The 25214-nt window shown below is 51.6% G+C and carries 21 protein-coding genes and 1 riboswitch; of the genes, 11 read left to right on the top strand and 10 right to left on the bottom strand.

The features are described from left to right. Positions 1 to 18 precede the first annotated feature (18 nt). Entirely contained in the window at positions 19 to 909 is an 891-nt protein-coding gene (locus BV405_RS00105; RefSeq protein ID WP_086479463.1) for a LysR substrate-binding domain-containing protein, read from the bottom strand. Between the two features lie 154 nt (positions 910 to 1063). On the opposite strand from BV405_RS00105, the gene BV405_RS00100 reads away from it, so the two are divergent. Together BV405_RS00100 and BV405_RS00095 are read left to right on the top strand one after the other, a co-directional pair. Further along, on the top strand, positions 1064 to 2254 hold the full coding sequence (locus tag BV405_RS00100; RefSeq protein WP_245832171.1) for a M20 aminoacylase family protein: 1191 nt from the start codon (positions 1064 to 1066) through the stop codon (positions 2252 to 2254). A 39-nt stretch (positions 2255 to 2293) separates the two neighbouring features. Beyond that, a complete protein-coding gene (locus tag BV405_RS00095) occupies positions 2294 to 3706 on the top strand; it encodes a YfcC family protein (protein ID WP_086478826.1) in 1413 nt (470 codons plus the stop codon). 244 nt (positions 3707 to 3950) lie between these two features. Here the strand turns inward: BV405_RS00095 and BV405_RS00090 are convergent, their stop codons facing one another. The 5 genes from BV405_RS00090 to purU all read right to left on the bottom strand — a co-directional run bounded on the left by BV405_RS00090 (position 3951) and on the right by purU (position 8610). Then, positions 3951 to 4523, bottom strand: coding sequence for a TMEM165/GDT1 family protein (locus BV405_RS00090; RefSeq protein ID WP_086479462.1), 573 nt, complete (start codon positions 4521 to 4523; stop codon positions 3951 to 3953). A gap of 14 nt (positions 4524 to 4537) precedes the next feature. Beyond that, positions 4538 to 4758, bottom strand: a riboswitch (yybP-ykoY riboswitch). Positions 4759 to 4823: 65 nt separating this feature from the next. Continuing rightward, positions 4824 to 5495, bottom strand: a complete 672-nt coding sequence (locus BV405_RS00085) for an energy-coupling factor ABC transporter permease (protein WP_086478825.1) — start codon at positions 5493 to 5495, stop codon at positions 4824 to 4826. An 82-nt stretch (positions 5496 to 5577) separates the two neighbouring features. Further along, a complete protein-coding gene (locus BV405_RS00080) occupies positions 5578 to 6690 on the bottom strand; it encodes a BamA/TamA family outer membrane protein (RefSeq protein ID WP_086478824.1) in 1113 nt (370 codons plus the stop codon). A gap of 455 nt (positions 6691 to 7145) precedes the next feature. Further along, a complete protein-coding gene (locus BV405_RS00075) occupies positions 7146 to 7553 on the bottom strand; it encodes a CBS domain-containing protein (protein WP_086478823.1) in 408 nt (135 codons plus the stop codon). 202 nt (positions 7554 to 7755) lie between these two features. Continuing rightward, a complete protein-coding gene (purU, locus tag BV405_RS00070; protein WP_086478822.1) occupies positions 7756 to 8610 on the bottom strand; it encodes a formyltetrahydrofolate deformylase in 855 nt (284 codons plus the stop codon). Between the two features lie 568 nt (positions 8611 to 9178). Here purU and BV405_RS00065 point away from each other — a divergent pair. The 6 genes from BV405_RS00065 (at position 9179) to BV405_RS00040 (ending at position 18647) form a co-directional block, all read left to right on the top strand. Beyond that, the gene (locus BV405_RS00065) at positions 9179 to 11134 is read left to right on the top strand and encodes a methyl-accepting chemotaxis protein (RefSeq protein WP_176329987.1); all 1956 of its coding nucleotides are present in this window, start codon (positions 9179 to 9181) and stop codon (positions 11132 to 11134) included. Positions 11135 to 11594: 460 nt separating this feature from the next. After that, positions 11595 to 13565: a HAMP domain-containing methyl-accepting chemotaxis protein gene (locus BV405_RS00060; RefSeq protein ID WP_086478820.1), complete on the top strand. Its 1971-nt coding sequence runs from the start codon at positions 11595 to 11597 to the stop codon at positions 13563 to 13565. A 321-nt stretch (positions 13566 to 13886) separates the two neighbouring features. After that, positions 13887 to 15224, top strand: a complete 1338-nt coding sequence (locus BV405_RS00055; protein ID WP_086478819.1) for a sensor domain-containing phosphodiesterase — start codon at positions 13887 to 13889, stop codon at positions 15222 to 15224. A gap of 203 nt (positions 15225 to 15427) precedes the next feature. Then, positions 15428 to 16951, top strand: a complete 1524-nt coding sequence (locus tag BV405_RS00050) for a thymidine phosphorylase family protein (protein WP_086478818.1) — start codon at positions 15428 to 15430, stop codon at positions 16949 to 16951. A gap of 80 nt (positions 16952 to 17031) precedes the next feature. Further along, positions 17032 to 17919: a ribose-phosphate pyrophosphokinase gene (locus BV405_RS00045; protein ID WP_086478817.1), complete on the top strand. Its 888-nt coding sequence runs from the start codon at positions 17032 to 17034 to the stop codon at positions 17917 to 17919. A 335-nt stretch (positions 17920 to 18254) separates the two neighbouring features. Next, positions 18255 to 18647, top strand: coding sequence for a DUF3461 family protein (locus BV405_RS00040; protein WP_086478816.1), 393 nt, complete (start codon positions 18255 to 18257; stop codon positions 18645 to 18647). Between the two features lie 170 nt (positions 18648 to 18817). Here BV405_RS00040 and BV405_RS00035 read toward each other — a convergent pair whose 3' ends face one another. After that, positions 18818 to 20152, bottom strand: coding sequence for a DASS family sodium-coupled anion symporter (locus tag BV405_RS00035; protein WP_086478815.1), 1335 nt, complete (start codon positions 20150 to 20152; stop codon positions 18818 to 18820). 290 nt (positions 20153 to 20442) lie between these two features. Here BV405_RS00035 and BV405_RS00030 point away from each other — a divergent pair, with 290 nt between their 5' ends. Then, positions 20443 to 21141: a DUF3334 family protein gene (locus BV405_RS00030; protein WP_086478814.1), complete on the top strand. Its 699-nt coding sequence runs from the start codon at positions 20443 to 20445 to the stop codon at positions 21139 to 21141. 91 nt (positions 21142 to 21232) lie between these two features. Here BV405_RS00030 and radD read toward each other — a convergent pair whose 3' ends face one another. The 3 genes from radD to BV405_RS00015 all read right to left on the bottom strand — a co-directional run bounded on the left by radD (position 21233) and on the right by BV405_RS00015 (position 24068). Continuing rightward, positions 21233 to 23005, bottom strand: coding sequence for a DNA repair helicase RadD (gene radD / locus BV405_RS00025; protein ID WP_086478813.1), 1773 nt, complete (start codon positions 23003 to 23005; stop codon positions 21233 to 21235). 105 nt (positions 23006 to 23110) lie between these two features. Next, on the bottom strand, positions 23111 to 23407 hold the full coding sequence (locus BV405_RS00020) for a hypothetical protein (RefSeq protein ID WP_086478812.1): 297 nt from the start codon (positions 23405 to 23407) through the stop codon (positions 23111 to 23113). 64 nt (positions 23408 to 23471) lie between these two features. After that, positions 23472 to 24068 (bottom strand): DUF998 domain-containing protein, encoded by a 597-nt coding sequence (locus BV405_RS00015; RefSeq protein WP_086478811.1) that lies wholly within the window; start codon positions 24066 to 24068, stop codon positions 23472 to 23474. 294 nt (positions 24069 to 24362) lie between these two features. Here BV405_RS00015 and BV405_RS00010 point away from each other — a divergent pair, with 294 nt between their 5' ends. Together BV405_RS00010 and BV405_RS00005 are read left to right on the top strand one after the other, a co-directional pair. Continuing rightward, positions 24363 to 24743 carry a VOC family protein gene (locus tag BV405_RS00010; protein WP_086478810.1) on the top strand — a complete coding sequence of 127 codons (381 nt, stop codon included), beginning with the start codon at positions 24363 to 24365 and terminating at the stop codon, positions 24741 to 24743. Between the two features lie 94 nt (positions 24744 to 24837). Then, positions 24838 to 25214 (top strand): helix-turn-helix transcriptional regulator (locus tag BV405_RS00005; protein ID WP_140054401.1); only part of this gene is annotated, 377 nt, incomplete at its 3' end.

Below are 25214 nucleotides of genomic sequence, written 5' to 3'. Positions count from 1 at the left end.
GCCCACGGATCATCATATTTACTGGCTAATATGACTCCGGAACAGGTTGGCGAGTTTCTCTGCTGCAGGGCTCAGGGGTACCCCTCTGAGCTTAAGCAAACCTAGGGAATGTGCGGGAAAAGCGGGTAAAGTATCAAAACACGACAAGCCACAACCTGAAAGCGGGTCGTCACAGAACACTCGTGGACCAAAACCCACCAGATCGGTCCGGCGAATGAGCTCAACCATTAGGAAAGGCGAGTCACAGTGGACAACTTGCTGTGATACGTTCACACCTTGTGAATCAAGCCAGTTGACCAACTGCTGTGCCGAGCTACCGGGCGCCAGGCTAAGCACCCAACGGGCAGACAGCATCTCAGACCAGCTGTTCACACTCAGCAAAGGATGCCCCTCCCGGGCCACGGGTTCGGATAGAATTTGAGCCAGAGGCTCAAAGACAATTTCATAAGGCAACTGTTCAGGTTCAGCCACAGCGATGGCAAAGTCGAGGCTGCCTTCAATCAGCCCTGGCAGAACCGTCGGCAACAGGCCCTCGACAAACCTGAGACTGACGTCAGGCAGCTCGCTTTCAAACTCATTCAACACTGTTGCTAATGCAGTGGCCGCAACGGACGAGGTCACAGCTGCATTGACCCGCATGCCTGCACCACCCTGCAACCAGCGTATCTCATCGCGGGCTTTGTCTAAGGTAGACATCGCCAGTCTAGCCCGAGTCAATAACGCTTTTCCCGATGGAGTGAACTCCACACCTCGATAGCTGCGGATCAGCAGTTGCGCTCCCAGATCCGTTTCCAGCTCACGCAACGCCTTAGTCAACGCACTCTGACTGAGATGAAGTGCCTTTGCCGCAGCTCGAATCGAACCTTCCTCTGCAACTTTCAACAGAGCTTTGAGCTGATGATTTTTCATTTTATGTGAACACCAATAGTTGTCACCAGGCAAAAAAAGCTGCCTTTTCGCTATAACTTGAGCCCGATATTATGAGACTCCCGTGATGGAAGTCCATGTTAGCAGGTGGTTATTTATGAAAGTTCACTCAACAATTTCTCCAGATTTAGACCAGATGAAGGACTGGCGACGCCAAATCCATCAGCATCCGGAGCTGGGGTTTGAAGAGTTCGCTACCAGCAGGCTAGTGGCCGAGCTGCTTAAAAGCTGGGGCTATGACGTTCATACCAACATAGCTGTTACAGGGGTCGTAGCCGTTCTGAAGTGGGGCAATAAACCCGGACTTCGACTTGGTCTGCGTGCGGATATGGATGCGCTGCCTATTCAGGAGGCCACCGGATTGCCCTGGGCCAGCCAGATAAGTGGCAAAATGCATGCCTGTGGTCACGATGGCCATACTGCCATCTTGCTGGGTGTTGCCGAGGCCATTTCCCGCCTGCATCGCACACAACAGCTACCCGGAAACGGCACCTTGAATCTAATCTTCCAGCCAGCGGAGGAGATGGGGTTCCGTGGCGGGGCCGAACGCATGATAGAGGAAGGATTATTTGAGCGGTTTCCCTGCGATGCACTATTTGCTCTGCACAATTTCCCTGGGATACCTGTGGGGAAACTCTGCTTCCGTGAAGGAGCGTTTATGGCCTCCTCTGACACCGCTAAGCTTACCTTTACCGGCAAAGGCGGACATGCGGCTCTACCCCATCTTGCACAAGATCCTACTCTGCCCGCCTCCGCAACCTTACTAGCACTACAGAGCATTATCGGACGTAACGTAGACCCGAATCAGACGGCACTAATCAGCGTAGGGCGCATGCAGGCAGGAACATCAGCCAATGTGATTCCCAACACAGCCGAGCTGGAGCTCAGTATTCGTACTCTGGCACCGGAAGTACGTGACACCCTTGAACACCGGATTCGTACCCTTGCTCAGTCACAGGCCAGTGCTTTCGACTGTCAGTGTGACATTGTGTATAGCCGTGGCTACCCCGTGCTAAAAAATGATCCCGAGATGACACATCTGGCCATAAACACAGCCCAAGAAGTGTTTGGCGTTGATCAAGTCGATGCATCTATCCCCCCGCTGACAGGCAGCGAGGACTGTGCCTATTTCCTGGAACAGGTTCCCGGTTGCTATTTCCTGGTCGGTAATGGCGACAACGGCCATGACGCAGGCACCAGAGTGGGGCCCTGCAGTGTACACAACCCACACTATGATTTTAACGATGCCTGCATGGAAGCGGCCTCAACCTTTCTGGTCAGCTTACTGTCCCGCTACTTCAATCCGAACGAAGAGCCTGAAGCGTGACCCGAACACTAATAACAAGCAATCACTGAGGAAGCCCTTATGAGCCAACAACCGCCCGCTAGCCGTCCCACAGGGGACGTAAAAAAACGCCGATGGTTTAGTGAATTTCCCGACCCTATGGTGCTGATTTTTATGGTGCTGGTCAGTGTTTACCTACTGACATTCCTGATTCCGGCAGGTGAATTCGCACGAGAGGTCGTGGGTGGTCGAAGCAGGGTTATCCCGAACTCTTTCCAGTACCTGACGGATGTGGAGCCGCTGCATTTCTTTCATCTGTTTCTTGCTATCCCACAAGGCATGATCAATGCGTCCCAGTTTCTGTTTATCGTGTTTATCGCTGGCGGCTTATTCCATGTGCTTAAGGGCACGGGAGCCCTGGAAAATCTGATTGGAGTAACCGCTAACAAGCTTGGCGCCAACAGCAGTATTAAAAACCGTAATATGGTGATTATTCTGGGCACTTTCATCTATGGCTTTTTTGGCGTTGCTGTCGGAGGGGAAAACAATATCGCCCTGGTGCCGGTTGGTGTCCTAATCGCTTCAGCCATTGGCTGCTCCCGACTGGTCGGCGTTACCATGGCCGTAGGTGGCATTGGTGTTGGTTTTGCGCTGTCCCCTATCAGTCCCTATACCGTAGGTGTCGCACAGAGCATCGGTGAACTTCCCCTGTTTTCAGGTTGGGAACTGCGCACTATGATGGTGCTGATCTGCCTGGCTATTCTCTCGGCTTATATCTGCCTACGCGTGGTCAAGATAGAGCTCCATGATGATCAGCCGGTGGAAATGAGTAAGGCTCTGCATGAGTACAGAGTGTCACGCAACAACCTGATCGTCCTGCTGATTTTCCTGACCGGGCTGGCGACCATGCTGGCTGGGGTATTCACCCGCGGTTGGTATATCAAGGAAATCACAGCGGTTTTCCTGATGATGGCGATAGTGATCGGCTTTGCTTCTGGCCTCAGTGCCAATCAACTGGTTCGTCAACTAATGGAAGGCGCGGCATCGGTGACCTCGGGAGCTCTGATCATCGGACTGGCTGCCTCGATACAGGTAGTCCTGAACGATGCCCATATCGTTGATACTATCGTCAAGTCTCTGAGTTCAATTCTTGAGGATACCCCAGTAGCACTAGCCGCACTGGTGACCAGCGTTATTCAGGGCGTCATTAACCTGTTCATCCCCAGCGGCTCAGCCCAGGCTCTGATCACCATGCCAATCCTGATTCCGGTAGCTGATCTGATCGGCATGAGCAGGCAGCTCATGGTTACCGCATTTCAGATTGGTGACGGCCTGACCAATCTGTTTATCCCCACTGCGGGTGGCATTTTGGCCATGCTGGCACTGGGGCGGGTATCCTACGCCCGCTGGCTGCCTGTCATCCTGCCGGTCATGGTGCCTATGTACGCGGTATGCTGGATCATGATGATTGCAGCCGCTTACATGGGCTACTGACAATATAACTACCTCCTCCGTAAAAAGCCTCGCGGAGGAGGTATGACTCACCCTTCTGCTTCGCTGTGCCAAAACAGCTTTTCCTACAGAGTCATTCAAGTCCTTCTCAGAGCACTCAAATATTACTGTCTGGAAAATCATACCGGCAGCTCAAGGAGATCCTAGTATTACAAGGAACACCTGAGCTGCCGGGAACTATGTTAATCGTGCAGAGAAGCTACAAAGAGGGAGTGACAACGAGGAGCTACATAATCGCCTGCTCAGACAGCAGCACCCAGATACCCAGAATAACGAAGGCGGAACTGGCAACAATACGAATCCACTTCAGCGGTAGCTTATCAACGGCCAGATGACCGATGGCAACTACAGGCACGTTTGCCAGCATCATACCGACAGTAGTACCCATCACCACCCAGAACAGGGCTTCAAACTGAGCACCCAGAATCACGGTAGCGACCTGCGTTTTGTCACCAATTTCGGCGATAAAGAAAAGAATCACAGTGGCAAGGAAAGCACCATATTTCTCAAAAGGGTTTTCCTCTTCATCTTCCATCTTGTCCGGAATCAGAATCCAGAGACCTACCGCGATAAAGGAACCGCCCACCAGCCATTTCAGCCAGTCGCCCTGAAGCCAGTCCGCTGCAACAGCACCTAACCAACCTGCAATCGCATGGTTTGCCAGCGTCGCCACCAGAATGCCCCAGATAATCGGCCAAGGTTTGCGGAATCGGGAAATAAGAAGAAAAGCCAGCAGCTGTGTCTTGTCGCCAATTTCGGCAAGGGCTACGGACAAGGTCGAGAAAAGAAATGCTTCCATGGAATTCACTTTGGGGGCCGGCAGAGAACAAACACTATGACACACCACGCTGCTCCGGCCCCGGTTCAGCATGTTGTGTCACAGGTCTCGTCAGGCCGGATTGCGTTCAATGCGGCTGTTTACACCATGGTCATTGAGGACCAACTATGTTGATGTAAACCTCTGGTTCGGTCGGAGTGTTTTCAGGGATGAAAACCTCAGACAAGAAGAGCGACTACTCCCCCGGGACGAGCGGGATATTAACAGAAACTGAAATTAAATCCAGCGTACTGACCTTATAACGCTCAGAGCCAAAACAGCTTATTTATCATCAAAATAGCGGTGATAATCGAAGCTCTGCACCCAATCCGGCTTAAACACCATAATAGAACTCAGCAACATACCATTCACCACGGCTTCCGGTGGCAGAATAATAGGCAGGAAGAGAAAGTATTCGCTGGAGATACGGGCAAAGTCATAAGCGGACGACCCCAGCCACAGCCCTATCATCAACGATAAGCCCGAAGCCAATGCCGTCATGGCGCTGCCAAAAAAACAGGCACCAAAAAGCAGAACAAAGAAGTTATCCGGCAGATGCTCATCCACCCAACGGAAGATAAAGTGACTGGCCGCTACAGGCACAACACCTGTGGTGATGACGTTGACGCCAAAAAGCTCAATGGGGGCCTTACCGCTCCAGGTTAGTCCGGCAAGCGCCAGCACACTCGCCAATAGCGCAAACTGCCAGCGGAACATGACTGTCAGGGTCATCGACATCAGAAAGTGCAGGCTGACTAACGGCGTGATATCCGCCTTCAGCTGCCAGAGCAGGGTGACAAAAACCGTCGCCCCCAGATAGAGATGCTGAAACTGAGTTTCCGCAAAGAGTTTTTTCCATTGGGCGTAGCGAATGGCATGAAAGACAGCAATTACCGCCGCAATATTCGCAACCCAAACCCAGAGGCCTTCGATCTCGGTGGAAGAGAAATTCATCGGTCAGTTTTTCCGCGCAACAGCTGCACCGAACCGGGAACAGATCCGGTGCTTAATTCAGGATAAATGGCTTATACAGCGATCAGAAAGCTTCGCCGACCTGAAAATAGACATTGAAACCATCCGCCTCAGCATCTCCCAAGGCATCGCTGTAGCCGAAGTCTAACCGCAAATTAACCCGCTGCTGCTGACCCAGCGCATAACGACCACCAATCCCGAGGGCATACTTTAGTTCAGAGGTACTAACTTCATCCGCTGATGGGAATACATCGCCAAAGCCACTGAAGACTGCCATTCCCCACTTATCGGTCAGGATACGACGCCATTCCACCTGACTGGAAAGCGCAAATTCATCCCGGTAACGATCCTGCAGCACGCCACGCAAGCTCTGTGCACCACCAATCGAAGGCATCTGATCGTAAGGTACGTGACCACTGGCAGCTTTAATTTTTGCCTGCACCGCGAATACGGAACGGGAATCCAGCGGAATAAAGCGGCGATGCTCAAGCTCAAAGAGGTTGAAGTTGTAATCGCTGCCCCAGGCATCATCAAAAACCAGAAGTTCCGCTTCACTGAAGACACCATCCTGACTGTAGAAACTGTTGTCCCGGGTATCCCGCTTCAACTGAACACCCAGACCGACCCGGGTGGATTCCGCTTCTTCATTATTCGCCGCCAGATAATTTCTCAGGTCGCCCGCTTCGGTAAGATCCGTATATTCACGGTTCTGCAGCTGTACTGTTGGCCCGAAGTAGCTGTCCTGCAACAGATTCCAGCCTGCCTTAAACTTAAGGTTCACAAACTCGGTTTCATAACTTTCTTCTGAATCAGCCGAACTCAAGGCCCCTAAACCGTGACTGGTTTCAACGCTTTTACCAAAGGAAAGTGATGGCTCAAGCAGCATAAAACCCTGATCACGATAAAGACTGGAACCCACCGCCAGCATCATCTGACCTTTCTGAGACAAAAAGCCAAACATCCGTAAAGTATCGTTCTTATTCTCACCCGCCTCAGGATTTGGAATCGCCCAGATCACAGCTGCACCACCGGCAAAGCCGGTATCCGGAGTACTGAAGGCGATAGGAATCAAAATACGCTCTGCTCTGGCCGTTTGACTGATAAGCAGAGACAGAAAACCAAAGAAGAAGGTAAAGGTTAAGACCAGACGACGAATAGTGTCTTTTTGGGCGATCACGGGAATGTCCTTGTGAGAGGTGTTCGTTGATACAGACAGGATGGTTAGCGAAATCTGTTTACGAAGCAGCCATTGTATTGGTGCACTACAACAGATGAAAGGCGAAAAATTATCAGACGGAAACTAAAAGCCCGATATAAACGCAGAGAAAAAGGCGAAGACAGAAATATAGAAGAGTGATCAGCGAATTTCAGGCAAAAAAAAGCCTCCAATCCTTGGAGGCTCTCTATATACGATAACAGTCCTATCCGTGGACTCGCTTCCATTGCGCTTTTCTACATTTCCCCGAGAGACTTCATTCTAGGTCAGCTCAGGTTGCGACAATAGACGCGATACCCCTCTCACCGTGTAAGAGATATCCTACAAAACAGCAACTTAATCCTATATTTCAGATAGTTATAAAACCTATTTCCTGATCTCTTTCCTTCGATCAGGCGTATTCCGTATGTCGATAATCAGCGGTGCTCGGCAAAATCACGGATCACCCTTAATACATCCGATGAGGTAATCATCCCCACCAGTTTGCCTTCGCTGTTTACTACAGGGAAACGCCGTCTTCGGTTACGAATCAGTTTCTGGGCCACTGAAACGATATCCTCATCCACGCGCACCGTATCTACCTCAGTCTGCATATAGTGGGCAACCGTATCTGCGGAGTCATCGTAAAAGCTCCCCTTCAGGACATTCTGCAAACAGTCCGTTTGGGAAAGAATACCGATCAGTTCTCCCTTCTCGCCCAGAACGGGAGCGCCGGTAATATTTCGCTCCAGCAGTTTGTCCACGGCATTGAAGATATTCATATCGGGTGTAAAACAAACCAACTGATCAGCCATATAATCGCTGACCCTGACAGACTTAGGCATCTGAGCGCCTCCTCTGCATGTAAACCCTTCCGATGCGGCAAAAAGCATCTGAACCGCTTCTTTTCAAAGCTCACACTTTATTAAAGTTCATGGCAGAGGTTTGCGCAAAAAAACAGCGGCTTAACCTTCAGTCAGAAAGACTGAGATTAAGCCGCTGCTTATGAGGTTTCCGCAAGCCGGAAATCTGATTCAGGGAACGGTCTTAGTTAAAGACGACAGTCTTGTTCTCGTGAACCAGTACACGGTCTTCGATGTGCCAGCGCAGGCCACGAGCCAGTACTGCTTTTTCCACATCTTTACCTAAACGCACCATATCCTCGATAGTATGGCGATGACTTACGCGCTGAATATCCTGATCGATAATAGGGCCTGCATCCAGTTCTGCAGTGACATAATGACAGGTCGCGCCAATCAGCTTCACACCACGCTCGTAGGCCTGATGATACGGCTTGGCACCCGCAAACGATGGCAGGAAGCTGTGGTGGATATTGATCACACGACCAGCGTACTTTTCACACAGATTCGGCGGCAGGATTTGCATGTAACGCGCCAGCACGATGCAGTCTGCATTCGCTTCTTCAACCAGCTGTTCCACCTTATCAAAGGATTCCTGCTTGTTGTTCTTATCCACCGGAACATAGTGGTACGGAATACCATGCCACTCCACCAGATCACGGAAATCTTCGTGATTGGAGATCACGCAAGGAATCTCGATTTTCAGCTCGCCACTCTGCCAACGGTGCAACAGATCCACCAGACAGTGAGACTCTTTACTCGCCATCAGAACAACGCGCTTTTTCTCTTCAGAGTCCGAGATATACCAGTCCATTTCGAACTCACGGGCAATCGGCGCAAACGCAGTACGAAACTCTTCCAGACCAAAAGGAACGGTGTCAGCACGAATCTCATGACGCATAAAGAACCAGTTGGCCATCTGGTCGGAGTGGTGACTGGCTTCGGTGATCCAGCCGCCATACATCGCCAGAAAGTTACTGACTTTTGCCACGATACCTACCCGATCCGGGCAGGAGATTACTAAAGTGTATGTCCGTTCCATATCTACCAATCAACTCATTCTGTTTCAGGCGCCCGATTGGTTTGAAAATACTTCATGATCAAGGGGGCAACTGCTGCTCTTTACTCTTCAAATCTGACACGGGGCTTTTATTGCATCTTACTTAGCAGTCTGCACCGTGCTGAAAAGCGGGCTTGTTAAAATTTAAGAGCACGTATTCTACATCAAAAGTCTCAGTTTGCATCTGCGAGAACAGCCACTCAACCGCCCTTCTCTCCACTGAAGCCCCATTAAAAACCACCCTATACAAAAACACCAAAGCAACCATCAAACATCTGAAACCGATAAAAATTAAGCAAATGTAACAAAAATATTAAATATGACGAATTCTGACACCGAAAAATGTAAAGATTAGTTTACACACAAACTCCCTGTAACCCTTTGTAAATAAAGGAGCATTAGCACCACACAATATAAAAACACACAAAAAACATGGACTTGACACCTAAATGATAATAATTCTCATTGAAATATATTCTGACTTTATGGTCATATTGCGACCCATAACTTCTTCTCTACGACTATTAACTTTCACATGAGGACCATCCAAATGGGTCGCCTTAACAACATAAAGATCAGTCACAAACTGATGATCAGTTTTGGCTTGATTTTGGGGCTTCTGGTAACCATTTCCGTTGCCGGATATCAGGGGCTGTCACGCTCCGACAAGGGATTTCACGAATACAGGGAACTGGCGCGGGACAGTAACCTGGCTGGCCGACTTCAGGCTAACCTGCTGATGCTGCAATCCAGCTTCAATCGCTACCTGCTGACTCAGTCAGACGCAGCTTATGACGAATATCATGAGCGCATGACGCTGATGCATCGTTTTCTGGATCAGTCCAAGGTTGAGATTCAGAAGCCTGAACGCGCTCAGCTGATCAAAGAGATCACCACGGAAGTCGCTGAATACGAAAGCACCGTTGATCAGATGAAGGCTCAGATCCAGAAGCGCCAGAAATTGTTCGATGAGATTTTGGTGATTCGCGGCCCTGAGATGCGCAAAATCGTCACTCAGCTTCGCCAGGAAGCCTACGAATCCAATCGTCCTCGCCTGTCCCACTATACCGGCAACCTGCAGGAGAGCCTGATTCTGGGACGTTTCTTCCTGCTGAAGTATATCGACAGCAAAAATTCCGAAGATTACCGTGCAGCCCGCAACCAACTAGTGCAGGTGATCAGCAAAGATCTGAAAGCCGTTCGCGATCTCAGCCTGACCGCCGATCAGGAACAGGCACTGACTTACTTCGAGGGTATCAAGTCCGAGTACGTTGATGCGATGGAAGGCACTTTTAACGCCATGGAGCGCGAGCTTGAACTGATGAACACCAAGCTTGAAAAGGTGGGACCAGAGATCGCTGATAAGATCGAGCAGGTTAAGCTTTCCGTAATCAAGGATCAGGACGAACTTGGCCCGGTGCTTCAGGAGAACAATGAAAAAGCAGTTAACTGGATGTCGGCTCTGGCAGTGTTTGCCATCCTGCTGGGCACCACATCTGCAGTTCTGTTTGCCCGTATGATCAGCCAGCGCCTTGAGGAGGTCGTTGCTGCTGCAAAACAGATCGCCGCTGGCAATCTGAAAGCCCGTAAGCCGGTTGAAGCTAAAGATGAGATCGGACAGCTGCAACAAACCCTGTATCAGACATCAGAGAGCCTGAGAGAGATGGTTCAGGCGATCGGTAGCGCCAGCAGCGATATGAGCAGTGCCTCTGTTCAGCTGGCAGCCATGACAGAGCAGGCAGAACGTGGGGCTAAAGATCAGCTGCAGGAAACGGACTTGCTGTCCTCCGCAATCACCGAGATGACCGCGAGTGCAACTGAGGTCGCTGAGAACACTCACCACACCGCAGCCGCCACAGAATCCGCCCGAAAAGATGCAGACAACAGCTATCAGCTGATGGCGGACGCACTGGATCAGATCCGCCAACTGCAGGTCAGCGTGACCGAAACAGAAGGCCGTCTGGATCAGGTTCAGCACGAAACCCAGAACATCGGCACCATTATCGAAGTGATTCAGTCTATTGCGGAACAGACCAACCTGCTGGCTCTGAATGCTGCAATTGAAGCTGCCCGAGCTGGCGAGCAGGGCCGGGGATTTGCGGTTGTTGCAGATGAAGTTCGCTCTCTGGCACAACGTACTCAGGAATCCACCGGCGAGATCCATCAGCTTATCGCCCGCCTGCAGCAAAGCACTATCGAAGTAGTGGAAGAGATGCAGCGCGGTAAAACCATGACAGATACCAGCGTAAAACTGACCGAAGATGTGCGCGATGCCCTGAATAGCATCACCAGCAGCGCAGCTCAGATCAATGACAGCACCCTGCAGATCGCAAGCTCTACCGAAGAACAGAGTCGTGTATCCGAAGAGATCGCGGTAAGCGTAGATAAGGTGCGTCAGGTTGCGGATGAAAGCGTGAAAGCGGTTCAGGAAACCGTGGCCGCAAGCCAAACCCTGAATCATTCTTCCGCGCAGCTGCAACGTCTGGTTGAACGGTTTGAGGTGTAACCCCTTCAGTGATCGGGTTAGACCAACCCGAGCCACCAAAAACCAGGGACACCCTACCTATTAAACAGTAACGTCCATTTAGCCCATGAAACGGTTCTTTAATACCGCGTCATGGGCTTTTTTCTGTCTGCCTGCCAACAACAACTGCCCCTTAGACAAGACAACAACCCTCAGACAAAACAACAGCCCTTATACAAGACAACAGGTTAACAAAGACAACCTTAAAGGTTGAATTCAGCAACCCTGAATAAGGCTCCCGACCGCTTTACAAATCGGGAAAACACCCTGCCCCGGCAGCAAAAACCAAAACTTTATCTTAAGAAACGTAAAGTTATGAAAATTATGCGACTTTGAAATCACAAGCCTTCTGAAGTGTGGTGAAATCCGCCTCCTGAAACACCCAAGCAAGCAATGCTAACGGCCTTATCACCCTATATTTTTGCCTTCAGGAGTTCACAACATGGGATCCCTCTCCCGCCTTAAAATCAGCCAGAAGCTGATCCTGAGTTTTGGTTTTCTTATCCTGCTTCTGGTGGTTATGGCCATCGCCAGCTATGAAGCACTCACCAAGTCCAACCAGGGTTTTGACCACTACCAGACCCTTTCCGGTCACACCACCATGGTGGGTGAAACCCAGTCACTGCATCTGAAGATGGAAGCCACCTTCCAAAGCTATCTGCTGACCCGCAATGAAAGCCTGCTGGATGCCCATAGCCAACTGAGCAAACAGCTGCAGGATCAACTCACCCGGGTTCACAACACCCTGCCACAGGCAGATCGTCAGGATCTGATCAGCCAGATCAGACAAATGCTTGATCAGCGGGATACCACCCTGAAAGAGATCATGCAGGGACACCGTCAGGAAAAGAGCGCCAGCGACACACTCAGTCAGTTCGGCCCCCAAATGCTGACCGCCATCGAAACCCTGCAACAGGTAACACTGAGTGACATCAGCCGATCCAACACTGCCAACAGTGAAAAAATCAGCCTGACGCAACAGCTTTATAAAGTGATTATGGAAGGTCGCTTCTTCCTGCTGCTGTTTGAGAACGAGCAGAAAAGCTGGGCCTTTGAGAAGGCCAATAGCTATCTGGTAACTCAGGCTGACCAATTGATCTCTCAACTGAAAAACCTGCCTCTTAATTCAGAAGAAACCGGTACCCTGAATCAATTGGTGATGGCTAAATCTCGCTACACAGGTGCAGCAAGCACTATTGCAGAGCTTCAGGCCAGAGACAGCGAACTTCTGATCAATGGACTGGAGCAGATCGGCCCTAATATCGCACGCACATTGGATCAGCTGATTCAGTCACTGGCAGATGAGCAACGCTCTCTGGGCCCGATTCTGCAGGATAAAAACCACCGCGCCATCTTCTGGGTTATGGCATTGGCTCTGGGCGCTATGTTGCTGGGTAGTCTTTCTGCCTTTGGCATCTCCCGCAATATCAGCCAGCGTCTGCAGCTTGCGGTTCATAATGCGCATCTGATCGCCAAGGGTGATCTGCGCCTGAGCCGTCCGGAAGAACATCAGGATGAGATCGGCCAACTGGAAGAAGCCATCTATCAGACCGGTAAAAGCCTTCGCTCCATGCTGCAGAATATCGCCCGCGCCAGCCATGAGATGAGCGCAACGTCGGTTCAACTGGCCGCTATGACCGAACAGGCTGAACGGGGAGCCAAAGACCAACTGCAAGAAACCGACCTGCTCTCCTCTGCAATCACCGAGCTGACCGCAAGCGCAGTAGAAGTTGCTGAAAACACTCACAACACAGCAGCAGCTACCGAATCTGCCCGCAAGGATGCCGATGACAGCTATCAGCTGATGGCCGATGCCCTGCGACAGATTCAGCAACTGCAGTACAGCGTGACCGAGACAGAAGATCGTCTGGGACAGGTTCAACAGGAAACCCAAAATATCGGCACCATTCTGGAAGTGATTCAGTCCATTGCCGAACAGACCAACCTGCTGGCTCTGAATGCTGCTATTGAAGCCGCCCGAGCTGGCGAACAGGGTCGCGGCTTTGCGGTTGTCGCCGATGAGGTGCGCTCTCTGGCGCAACGTACCCAGGAGTCCACCGGCGAGATTCACCAGCTGATTGACCGACTGCAACAGAGCACAGGTGAAGTTGTGGAAGAGATGCAACGGGGCAGAGCGATGACGGACACCAGCGTTGAACTCACCGGTCGGGTTCGTGATGCGCTGAGCAACATCACCCAAAGCGCCGCCCAGATCAACGACAGCACTCTGCAGATCGCAAGTTCAACGGAAGAACAGAGCCGGGTATCGGAAGAGATCGCAGTCAGCGTTGATAAGGTTCGACAGGTTGCCGATGAGAGCGTTAAAGCGGTGCAGGAGACGGTCGCTGCCAGCCAAACCCTGAACCATACCTCCGGTCAGCTGCAGCGTCTGGTACAACGCTTCGAGATTTAATCTGAACGTCACATTAGTTGGCGGCCGCCGATGAAGGCACGGTGAAAGAAATCGCTTTAATTCCTTTTTCATCCCCCTCCATCTGCTGCCGCCTGTTAATGGTGCACAACTTCTGCACCCAACACTCCACGCCGCACTCAAAGTGTGCATCTAAAATCTTCCTCAGAAATATTGCACCATATTAGCTCACGATAATTTCCCTGCATTGATCAAATTTCAATAACAGCACTGAATCTAAAGGCTTTTCTTCAGAGTTTACTTCAGCCATTTCTGGCCTGTTTTGTGCATTAGTTCTAAAACCACATCATCAGATAGAGCATTATGGTTACAGAACAGCAATTGTCCGATTTGGGTCAACTGACACCCGATGGAATCCGCCGGTTAGGCATTCACCCCAACCGCATCGAAAAGCAACAGGATCGCTTTATCGGACACTTTGCCGGATACGAGCTGCATAGCCATTACCAGCCGATTATCTCCCTGACTCACCAGAGAACGGTGGGCTATGAAGCCCTGATGCGCCCTCATCTCGATGGAGAGGCAGAATCACCTCTGGCGCTGTTTGCTCAGTGCCGCACACCTTTTCAGATCAGCCATCTTGACCGTGTCAGTCGTGCCCTGCATCTGATGAACTTCCGTATGCTGGGTCATCGTGATGGCTGGCTATTCCTGAATATTCGTGGTGAAGAGATCCGCCAGAGCAATATGGATGCCGCCGGTATCCGCCATACCCTGGCAGAGTTTGGCTTTCAGCCGGAACAGATCGTACTAGAGATTCTGGAGGACGCGGTTCACGACGAACTGTTACTCGCTGAGTTCGTTCAGGAGTTCCGTAATGCCGGTTTTCTGGTGGCGATTGATGACTTCGGCACCGGTCAGTCCAACTTCGACCGCATCTGGAAGATCAATCCCAATATCGTCAAGCTGGATCGCTCCATGATCCGTAATGCTCACCAGCAGCCCCGTGCCCGTCGCATCTTCCCGCGTCTGGTCAGCCTGTTGCGGGAAACCGAATCTCTGGTGCTGATCGAAGGGATCGAGAATCAGGATGAAGCTCTGCTGGCGATGGATACCGATGCCGATATGGTGCAGGGTTATTACTTCGCCCGACCAACCGCTGATGGACGCAGTCACGACAATCTCTCAGAAAACATAGGCCAGCTGCACAAAGAGTACGCCAATCATCAGCGACAGGGTCGCCTTACCTTCCAGTCCCAGCTGGTGACCTTTGAAAGCATGATAACCGCCTGCGCAGATCTGATCCGTCTGGATCACAGCTTCGAAGAGAGCAGTAAAGTACTGCTGGAACAGGAGGGCTGCCGCCGCATCTTCCTTTTGGATGAGCAGGGTTATCAGATCACCCGAACCATAGCCCCATCCCATACTGAAAGCGACAGCCACTACCACCCGCTAAAACAGGCACAAGGCGCGAACTGGGCCCGTCGTAAGTATTTCCAAAGAGCAATTGAATCACCCAACCGGGTTTATATCTCGCGACCCTATCTGGCCCTGCCGGATGCCAGCATCGATGTGACCTTTGCCATGGCTTTTAACCGCCATAACAAGCTCTATGTACTCTGCTGTGATGTGGACTCCCGCTATATCGATGCTGCCGGTAATCTGCTGCAACAGGGACAGATGATTACTCAACCGCTCTGATCATAAGTTTTCTCTCACTGCCCCCAACCGGCTCCGGGTATTTCGGATCCAAACGCAGACATAAAAAAGTTCCTGCTGAATCAAAGCGTTCGGGCTATCCCTCCCTGTTCTGCTCCATTGTCTCCCAAACCGCAAGAGTCTAATATGCCCTGATACCCTGCCCGTTGAGCAGCACCGACAAGGGACTAACCAGAAGGGATCTTATGACCGCTGTAATCGATACCGAAAACCAACCCTTTCCTCTGGTGATCCGCCAGCTGGGCATCGACACCCATCAGGAACCCACGGTTTATCTGCGCCGCAACAGCCATGTTTGTCGGGCAGAAGGCTTTACCACCGCCTCCCGGGTTCAGATCAACAACGAACACTCCACCATTATCGCTACCTTGCATATCGTCGATAGCGACAGGCTGCTGGCCGCTGGTGAAATCGGTTTATCGAACTCTGCGGCAAAAGCTCTGAACGCACCGGATGGCAGCATTGTGCATGTTTGTCACCCCAAACCGATCCGCTCACTGAGCGACCTGAGACACAAGGTCTACGGCCACCGACTCAACGATGATCAGATGAGCGGCATCATTCGGGATATCGTCGCCGGTCTTTATGCCGATGTACATCTGGCCACCTTTATCACCGCCTGTGCCGGAGACAACCTGAATCAGGATGAGATTATCAGCCTGACCCGCGCCATGCTGGATGCTGGTGATAGCCTCGACTGGCAGCAATCCCTTGTCGTGGACAAACACTGCGTGGGTGGGCTGCCCGGTAACCGCACCACACCAATTGTGGTCAGCATTGTCACCGCCTGCGGTGGTGTGATGCCCAAAACCTCCTCCCGGGCGATCACCTCCCCCGCCGGAACCGCCGACACCATGAGCACCATGACCGATGTGGAGCTGGATCTGGATGTACTGCGACAGGTGGTCAATCAGGAAGGCGGCTGCCTTGCCTGGGGCGGCTCTGTGCACCTGAGCCCTGCAGACGACATTCTGATCCGCGCCGAGCGTGAGCTGGATCTGGACAGCGAAGGCCAGATGGTGGCCTCGGTACTGTCGAAAAAGATCGCAGCGGGTTCCAGTCATGTACTGATCGATATCCCTGTGGGACCTACCGCTAAAGTGCGCTCCGACAACGCCGCTCAGCAATTGGCAGAACTCCTGATCAATACCGGTAAAGCACTGGGACTCATCGTTGAGGTGATCTGTACCGATGGCACTCAGCCCGTGGGTCGCGGCATAGGTCCGGCGCTGGAAGCGCTGGATATTATTAAGGTGCTGAAAAATGAAGCTGATGCGCCACAGGATCTGAAAGACCGCGCTCTGCTGCTGGCGGGTCGTATTCTGGAGATGGCAGGCCTTGCCGAAACCGGTCAGGGGCTGACCAAAGCTACCGAAACCCTGGAACAGGGAGCCGCCTGGGAGAAATTCTTCCGAATCTGTGAAGTACAGGGCGGATTTAAACAGCCTGCCGTTGCACACTACCAGTACAACTGGAGCAGTGAACGAACCGGCACCGTGACAGAGATCGACAACCGGGATCTGGCCAAACTGGCAAAACTGGCCGGTGCTCCGGAAGATCTTGCAGCCGGTGTCACACTGGATGTGAAACTGGGCCATCAGGTTGCCACAGGCGACACCCTGCTGATGATTCATGCCGAAAGCCCCGGGGCGCTGAACTACGCCATTGAGTTTCTGCAGGATCATAAAGAGATGATCCGTATTCAGTAATGCCAATAAAACCAATAATGAGCAATACCTGCCCGACAGTCCCCACCAGTCAGGCAGCAACAACCAAAAAGCGCTGATTTATGACTCCGATTTTATTTGACCTGAACGACGCCAGCAGCCTAAAAGAGGGGCTGATCCAGCAACTGAACGCTGAAGAGGGACAGCTGAACCAGCGCCGCTTTCCGGATGGAGAAAGCTATCTGCAGGTACAGACGCCAGTAAAAGACCGGGTAGCACTGGTTTTGTGCACGCTTTATCAACCGGATGAGAAGTTCCTGCCGCTGATCTATCTGGCAGAAACCCTGAAAGAGATGGGTGCGCAAAAGGTGGTGCTGATCGCCCCTTATCTGGCCTATATGCGTCAGGATAAACGCTTCCACGAGGGCGAATGCGTCACCTCCATCTACTTTGCCCGCCTGCTCAGCCAGAGCTTTGATCATCTGATCACCGTTGACCCGCACCTGCACCGCTACGATTCCCTGGATGAGATCTACAGCATCAGCAGTCAGGTGGTCGCTTCCGCAGAATCCGTGGCTCACTGGATCAGCCAGAATGTGAAACAGCCGCTTCTGATCGGCCCGGATATCGAAAGTGAACAGTGGGTAGCCGAAGTGGCCCGACTGGCAGAAGCTCCTTTTGAGGTGCTGCTGAAAGAACGTCACGGCGACCGGGATGTGACGGTTTCCCTGCCCCATGTGGAACGCTATGGCGAGCATACGCCGGTACTGGTGGATGACATCATCTCCAGCGGACGCACCATGATAGAAACCATTCAGCATCTGCAAAATGCCGGTATGCACAAGGTGATCTGTATCGGCACTCATGGCTTGTTTGCCGATGAGGCTTACCAGCAAATGTTGTCAGCCCACGTGGAAAAGATCGTCACCTGCAATACCGTGCATCATCCGAGTAATGATATCGATATGGCACCGGCTCTTGCCGAAGCCATCAGAAAAAATCTCGCCTGAAGCACTGAAAAATGTAACCTCCGTTACCTTAGGTTGAAGCTAAGTAACGGAGGTAATTTTCGATAAGAATATCCACTATTTCGACAGCCTCAAACAAGCCTCTAAGACCAATAATGACGGGGGCTTCAGTCAAAAACACCAAATGTCATTTCCTTAAAAGAAAATGTCGCCTATTCATTAGAAAGCTGCGCCTTCCTGAGCTAGAATCCCACCCTAGACTAAAGTTTACCTCCCAAACACTGCTGATTAACGCTGTGACCTTCAACCAACCATATAGGGGCCATGCTTAATCAGGTGTTTCTTTTGTTTTTCCTGCCGACTTAAAGGAAGTTGCCATGAGTATGGAAGACAGCTTTGAAACCCTGAAAAAAATGGGTATCGAGAATGTCCGTGATATCGAAAAATTCACCTCACGCACTGAGGGTGACCACGACATTCTGAAGATCTATTTTCAGCGCCACCACGGCGACTGGTTTGCTAAAAGCAAAAAATTCAAGTTCCCGCGCGTTCATAAAGACCGCCGCGTGAACGAAGGTCTGGTGACCTATCGCCCGACCACTGAACCTTCTCCGATCTACCTGCACGCTGTTGATGAACTGGAGCGTCTGGTATCGACCGAACAGAAAGCAGAAGACAAAAAAGCGCTGCTGCTGGAAGAGATCGAGCATCTGGAAAAAGTGGTTCAGCGCAAGATTTCCGATATCCGTCGTCAGATTGAAGAGCTGTAAGCAGCCTTCGGTCTGGATTGCCGGCCAGTTTTAGTGAGCGTGCTTTAGTGAAAGCCAGAGCCACTTGCTAAAACGCCCCCACATAAAAACGGAGCGCCGACTTAACCGATATGGCTAGTTGGCGCTCCGTTTTTTTATTGGTCGCTTTTGAACCAGAGCTGATCAATTCGTTACAGCATTGCCCAGCTGGCAATGCCGATCAGCAGAATCATGGTCACGTTGAGTAAGGCACCGGCGCGCATCATCTGAGCTTGAGGTACATAGCCTGAGCCAAAGACAATCGCATTCGGAGGTGTCGCTACCGGCAGCATAAAGGCACAGGATGCCGATACCGCGATCACAGCTGCCAGTACAACCGGCGACAGCCCCATCGCCTGAGCGATAGAGACAAAAATCGGCACCAACAGCGCACTACTGGCGGTATTACTGGCGATCTCCGTCAGCATCACCACAAAGGCGGTGATCACCAACATAAAGATGATCAGAGGCGCGCCTTCCAGTACATGGCTGATCGACTCCGCCAGAAAGACACTGGTGCCGGTGGATTTCAGAACTGCAGACAAGGTCAAACCGCCACCAAACAGCAGCAATACGCCCCAGTCTGCCGACTGTTCAATATCCTTCCAGTTCACCAGTTTCAGAGCACACAGCAGCACAATAGCAAGCAGCGCCACCATGGCATCAAAACCTTTGTTGACGCCGATAAACTGAGAAACCGGCTTGCTGAACAGCCAGAGGGCAACCGTAATCACAAAAACGCCCAGGGTAAGCCACTGCTCTGCCCCCATAGGCTTGGCGTCGTCATCCATCTCAAACTTACGGGACAGATCCGGACGAAACACCACCCACAGCAGCAGTAACATCGCCGGGAACATCACCAGCACAGCCGGAATACCTATCTTCATCCACTGGGCGAAACTGATGCCCACAGCAGCAGCGGCAATCGCATTGGGCGGGCTGCCCACTAAGGTACCGATACCCCCGATATTGGCGGAGTAAGCCACCCCTAACAGTACAAACCAGTAGGTGTTGCGGTTCTGCTCATAAGGCAGACGGCTGAGCATACCCAGCGCCAGTGGCAGCATCATGGCGGTAGTCGCCGTGTTCGAGATCCACATGGAGACAAAAGCTGCGGTGAAAAACAGCAGGATGCTCGCCACCAGCATCTTGCCCTGAGCCGCACGTATCACAAGACCTGCGATACGCTCATCCAGCCGCTGTTTATGCAGCGCGGAGGCCAACGCAAAACCACCCAGAAAAAGAAAGATAATAGGGTTAGCGAAGTTCTTCATCGCATCAGCAACGGAGAAGACACCGGTCACCACCGCCAGAATCGGCACCAGAAGTGCGGTAACCGTTATATGGAATGTCTCTGTCATCCAGAGCAGAGCTACCGATGCCAGAATAGCCAGACCGATTCGCAGCTGCAGATCCAGATCTGTACCGTAGAAAATCCCCAAACCTGCCAGAACCGACAGTAACAACGTGATATGAGTGCGCTGCACGCTAACCTCTCCAAATGATGACGCTAAACAAAACCGACATTTTATCAGGGAACATCCGATAAAAAGAATGCGGAAAAACAATCAAACCCGCCTTTAAGTGCAGGCTATTTACAGCATCAGGATAACTGCCGTCCGCAATCATCCAACTGATTACAGCATAGCGGAAAGCCATCTCCTGACATCTCTCAATGCAGGCGGAAGCCACACGAAAGATTCATGTAATTTATGGCTAAAAATGAGTAAGATCCGAGGACAGGATTTAAAAGACAGGATCAAACAAGGGGTTTACCGTGAATAAGCTTGCCACTGCCAAACGCTCCCGCGCCATCACCACAGAAGAAGTTCTGCTGATCCTCTGCCACTCGGTGACTGAAGTGCTGGGCAATACAGGGAACGAAAAAGTTGATTACTCACCTATGGTGCAGAAAATCAGCAAAACCTGTCTGCGACCGGATATCGGTTGCTTTGTACTGTTCGACGGTGGCTTCTCGGGTCTGGTGATCATCAACTTCACCGCAGAATCCGCCATGGAGATCTACCGCAAATACCTGCTGAGCATGGGTATGCCGGAAAATGAACTGGCGCAGTTCCACACCTCTGATGAGGTGGGTAACGTGATGGGTGAGATCATGAACCAGATCGTGGGCGACTTCACCAACAAGGTTCGCCACCAGCTGCGTACCTCCATCACCCAGAGTCAGCCGAAGATGATGGCGATCAACAAGCAGGTTCAGATCTCAGTAAATACCGCACTGGATCAGCCGCAGTCCCGCCGTGTGACCTTCAATACGGAAGATAACAATATCTTCTATCTGGAGCTGTCCATGGATAAAACCGAGTTCATCAAACTGCATGACTTTGATGAGGACGAGCTGGAAAGCCCGGATGATATTCTGGCGGATACCCCAATGCAAAGCGGCAAGAGCCGTAACAGCGAAGCTCACGCCAATACCGAACACGATGATCTGATGAAGGATCTGGGTATCTAAGCGTTAGGCTACTGCCTGAAGAATAAAGCCCGTTGCAGCATGACCTACAGAGTCAGACTGCAACGGGCTTTTTAGTTTGTCTTTGGCTCGATTATCTTAGCTCATTCGCCTTTCGATAGGCTCCCTGATAATCAAAGATGCGTTCCTGCACCTGCCACCAGTGTTTCTGTTTGCGGCCGATAACAAAATCCGGTGCGCTGATCAGATGCTGAATCTGCATCACCTCGTCGATCTTCTCAAAACTCACCGGAGCCTGACTGTTCGCCAGTCGACGACCAAATAAGCGGTTAAACACCGCCCGTTGTGCGAGCTTGGCAAAATCGAAAGATTCGCTCAGCTCTTCACCCTCTTCACCGTGGTAGATGATTTTCAGCTTTCCGGCATTGGCCGACAGGCTGATACCAGAGCAACGGATCACCATGGCATCTTTCAGTTTTAGGGCGTCTTTCAGTTTGTCGTCCGGGTCGATGATCGCGGTCTGACACTGATGACATTTACGGGCAGCGATATCGTTTTCCGCACCACAGTGCTGGCACTCTTTAAAGCGGAAACGGTAATCGCACTGCACCGGCGGCTGATCAGCATCCAACGGTTCACCATCATCATTCAGTCCAAGCAGCCCCTGACAACGACGGCCGTAGTGCTCTATCACCTGGCCCTGGGAATCCTTTTTGCCCCAGAAAATATTGGCAAAACCGCAACCGGGGCAGAACACCTGCACCGGTTCGCTGTCGGAATTAGGCTTCTTCTCCCCCACTTCCGGATGATGCAGATTGACGTTATTCCCAGCGTAATCGATCACCAGACAATCGGCTTTACCCTCATCCAGCCGCAGGCCACGGCCAACGATCTGCTGATAAAGGCTCACCGACTGAGTGGGGCGCAGAATGGCGATAAAATCCACATGGGGCGCATCAAAGCCTGTGGTCAGCACGGAAACATTGACCAGATATTTCAGCTGACGTTGTTTGAAGCGGCTAATCAGATCATCGCGGGTTTTGAGGTCGGTGGCACCGGTAATCAGTGCAGTCTGGGAAGCAGGCAGATAACCGGTGATCTCTTTGGCGTGATCCACAGTGGCGGCAAAAATCATCACCGCTTTGCGTTTGGCCGCCAGCGCCATCACCTGTTCAATAATGGATCGGGTTACGCGCTGATGTTTGCTTAACAGCTGGTTGACGTCCTTCTCAGCGTATTCACCAAAGCTGTTCTGGGCCAGCGCTGAGAAGTCATACTGCGCCACGGCAGCATCCACCAGATCCGGCTTGGTTAAGTAACCCCGGCTGATCATATAGCTTAACGGCAGCTCGTAGATGCAGTGCAGGAAGGGCTTATCGTCCTCACTACGGACAAAACCGCGATAGTGATACTTGTAGATCCAGCCCATGCCCAGCCGGTATGGAGTTGCGGTCAAACCCAGCACCTTTAACGCCGGATTCTTCTCCCGCAGCTGTTCGATAATGCGCTGATACTGACTGGTATCCTCACCACTGACACGATGGCACTCGTCGATAATGATCAGGGAGTATTCATGCTGAAACTGATCCAGATTGGCCGACACCGATTGCACACTGGCAAAGGTCACCTGATGCTCGCTCTCCCGCCGCTTTAAACCCGCTGAAAAGATGCCGCCAGTCAGACCGTAACTCTGATACTTGGCGTGGTTCTGTTCCACCAGTTCTTTAACGTGGGTCAGCACCAGAATTTTACGCCGCGCCAGCCGCGCCAACTCCGCAATGACCAGACTTTTACCGGCACCGGTAGGCAGCACGATCACCGCCGCCTCATTGGACTTGCGGAAGTGTTTGATCGTGGCATCAACGGCTTCCTGCTGGTATGGGCGCAGGGTGAAAGGCGTGGTCATAGCAAGGGCAATATCAGGTGAAGAATGAGGAAGGGATGGTAGCAAAAACCACAGCAGAATACTGTATGGATTTTCAGTTGCGAGCCATTTCAGAGAAATGGCTTTTTACTGCTCAACCGTAAACACCATCTGATCCTGAATCCGTTTAAAGCGGATCTTCATTTGGCTCAGCTGTTTTTCGAGCTTTGCGATCAGCTGCGGATAACCGTCAGAGGCCACAAAGCTATCCAGACTTGCCTGACTGGCAAAGACAAAAGTCATTCGCAGCGATTGCGGGAAGTTATCGTAATCTGCCTCATGTGTGAGCCAGAGAAAACCGTCGAACGCCTTCATAAAGTCTTCGCAGATGTCCGTCAGAAAAAGACGGATCTGGTTATCGGTTTTCTTATCGGATTTACGCATGATCACTCATCCCCAAAACGACACTTTCATCTAAAAGCCATCTCGCACTACAAGCCGCTTCACCCTAAAAACCGCTCAGGATAACAGAATACCCCGCCAGCCATACCAGCTGCGCACCATAGCTAAGGCGCTGATAGAGGCCGATCTTGCCCCGTGTTTTGTACTCACTCGCCATAAACAACGTAAAGACAAAGAAGAAAAACAGGCAGGCTCCGGTGAAGTATTTAAAAGCATCCGGCACCTCAGTAAAGAGAGAAAACACAGGGGCAAGAATCAGTGACAGCAGCATCACAACCCCTGCGGCGGTGTGAATATTACAGCTTGTGGTCGGGGTCTCGGTATAAGGATCGGCATCCATCGGGAAGAAACCCGCAATCAAAGTACCCACACCATGGGCGATGATCAGCCAGCCGATGGAGGATTCCATCAGGTTGCTACTGCTCTCAAGCACAAACCAGCCAAAAATGCAGAACAGCACCGCTAGCGGATAGTTATTTATCACCGGAGAGATCTTCTCGGTTCGGCTCCCCGCTGCACCTAACTCACTGCACAGCTGGTTGATATGGCTATAACTGCCGTACAACTTACCCGCGATAGCAACACCCAGCACAATCCATAACGATGCAATCAAACCTGACCACGAGGCAAACTCGGTAAACATGGTTATTCAGCCCTTTCTCAAATATAGGGAGGCTCTGACTTTGGAACTCTGGCCTCAGACGGTCACAAGCTACCTGCAAACCCTTGGCGTAAACAGGTATAGATGGCTGAAAATAAATCGTCACAGGAGTAATTTCTGCCTGCTCAAGGCATCGCCCAGCATGAATAAAATGCAAACCCGCCAAACACTACTGACAGAATGCTGTCAGTAGCCCTGCTTTAGACTCTCTCCCGTGGCTGACAACACAGTCGGCACGAACCACCTAATCAAATTACAACGGCAAGGAGAGTCACCATGGACAACAACATCAATATCGCGGTTTGGTTTGAAATCCCGGCAACTCACTACGAGCGCGCCGTCACTTTTTACCAGACCATTCTGGATGTACAGCTTGAAGACTTTGAGATGGACGGTCTGCGACAGGCGTTATTCCCCCACGGTAACAAAGCCCATGTCTCCGGTGCTGTGGTGTGCGGCGAAGGCTTTAAACCCTCCCCCGATGGCTGCGTGGTCTATCTGAATGGCGGTGAAGATCTGGCCGTGGTTCTGTCGAAAGTGGAAGCTGCCGGTGGTAAAGTGCTGCGGCCTAAAATTCATCTTAGTGACGAGATTGGCAACATCGCACACTTTATGGATACCGAGGGCAATCGCATCGGCATCCACTCAATGGGCTAAGCACTTTAGCCGATACATTTAGCCGATAAATTTGGCCGATAAAGACTGCGGCTGATGATGAGCCAAAAAACAGCATCCAATCAGGGAGATCCCCGTGCGCCGGGCTGACCGACTTTTTCAGATCATCCAATACCTGCGTAACCGCCGCCTGACCACGGCGAAATGGCTGGCGGAAAAGCTCGAAGTCTCCGAGCGCACCATCTATCGGGATATTCAGGATCTGATGCTCTCCGGCGTACCCATCGAAGGGGAAGCCGGAGTCGGCTACGTGTTGCGGCGGGGGTTTGATATCCCGCCCATCATGTTCACCAAGGATGAGATTGAAGCCTTGGTGATCGCCGCACGCATGGCGAAAACCTGGGCAGGCACCAAGCTCGCCCGCTCCACCGAAAACGCACTGGATAAGATCGAAGCGGTACTGCCGGATAACCTGAAAAAGGAACTCGCCAAGCCAAGGCTCTACACACCGGA

The sequence above is a fragment of the Oceanospirillum sanctuarii genome, from assembly GCF_002150805.1.
In the GTDB taxonomy this organism is placed as follows: Bacteria; Pseudomonadota; Gammaproteobacteria; order Pseudomonadales; family Halomonadaceae; genus Oceanospirillum; species Oceanospirillum sanctuarii.
Note: the sequence above shows the minus strand (reverse complement) of the source record. Positions and strands in the feature narration are given on the sequence as shown.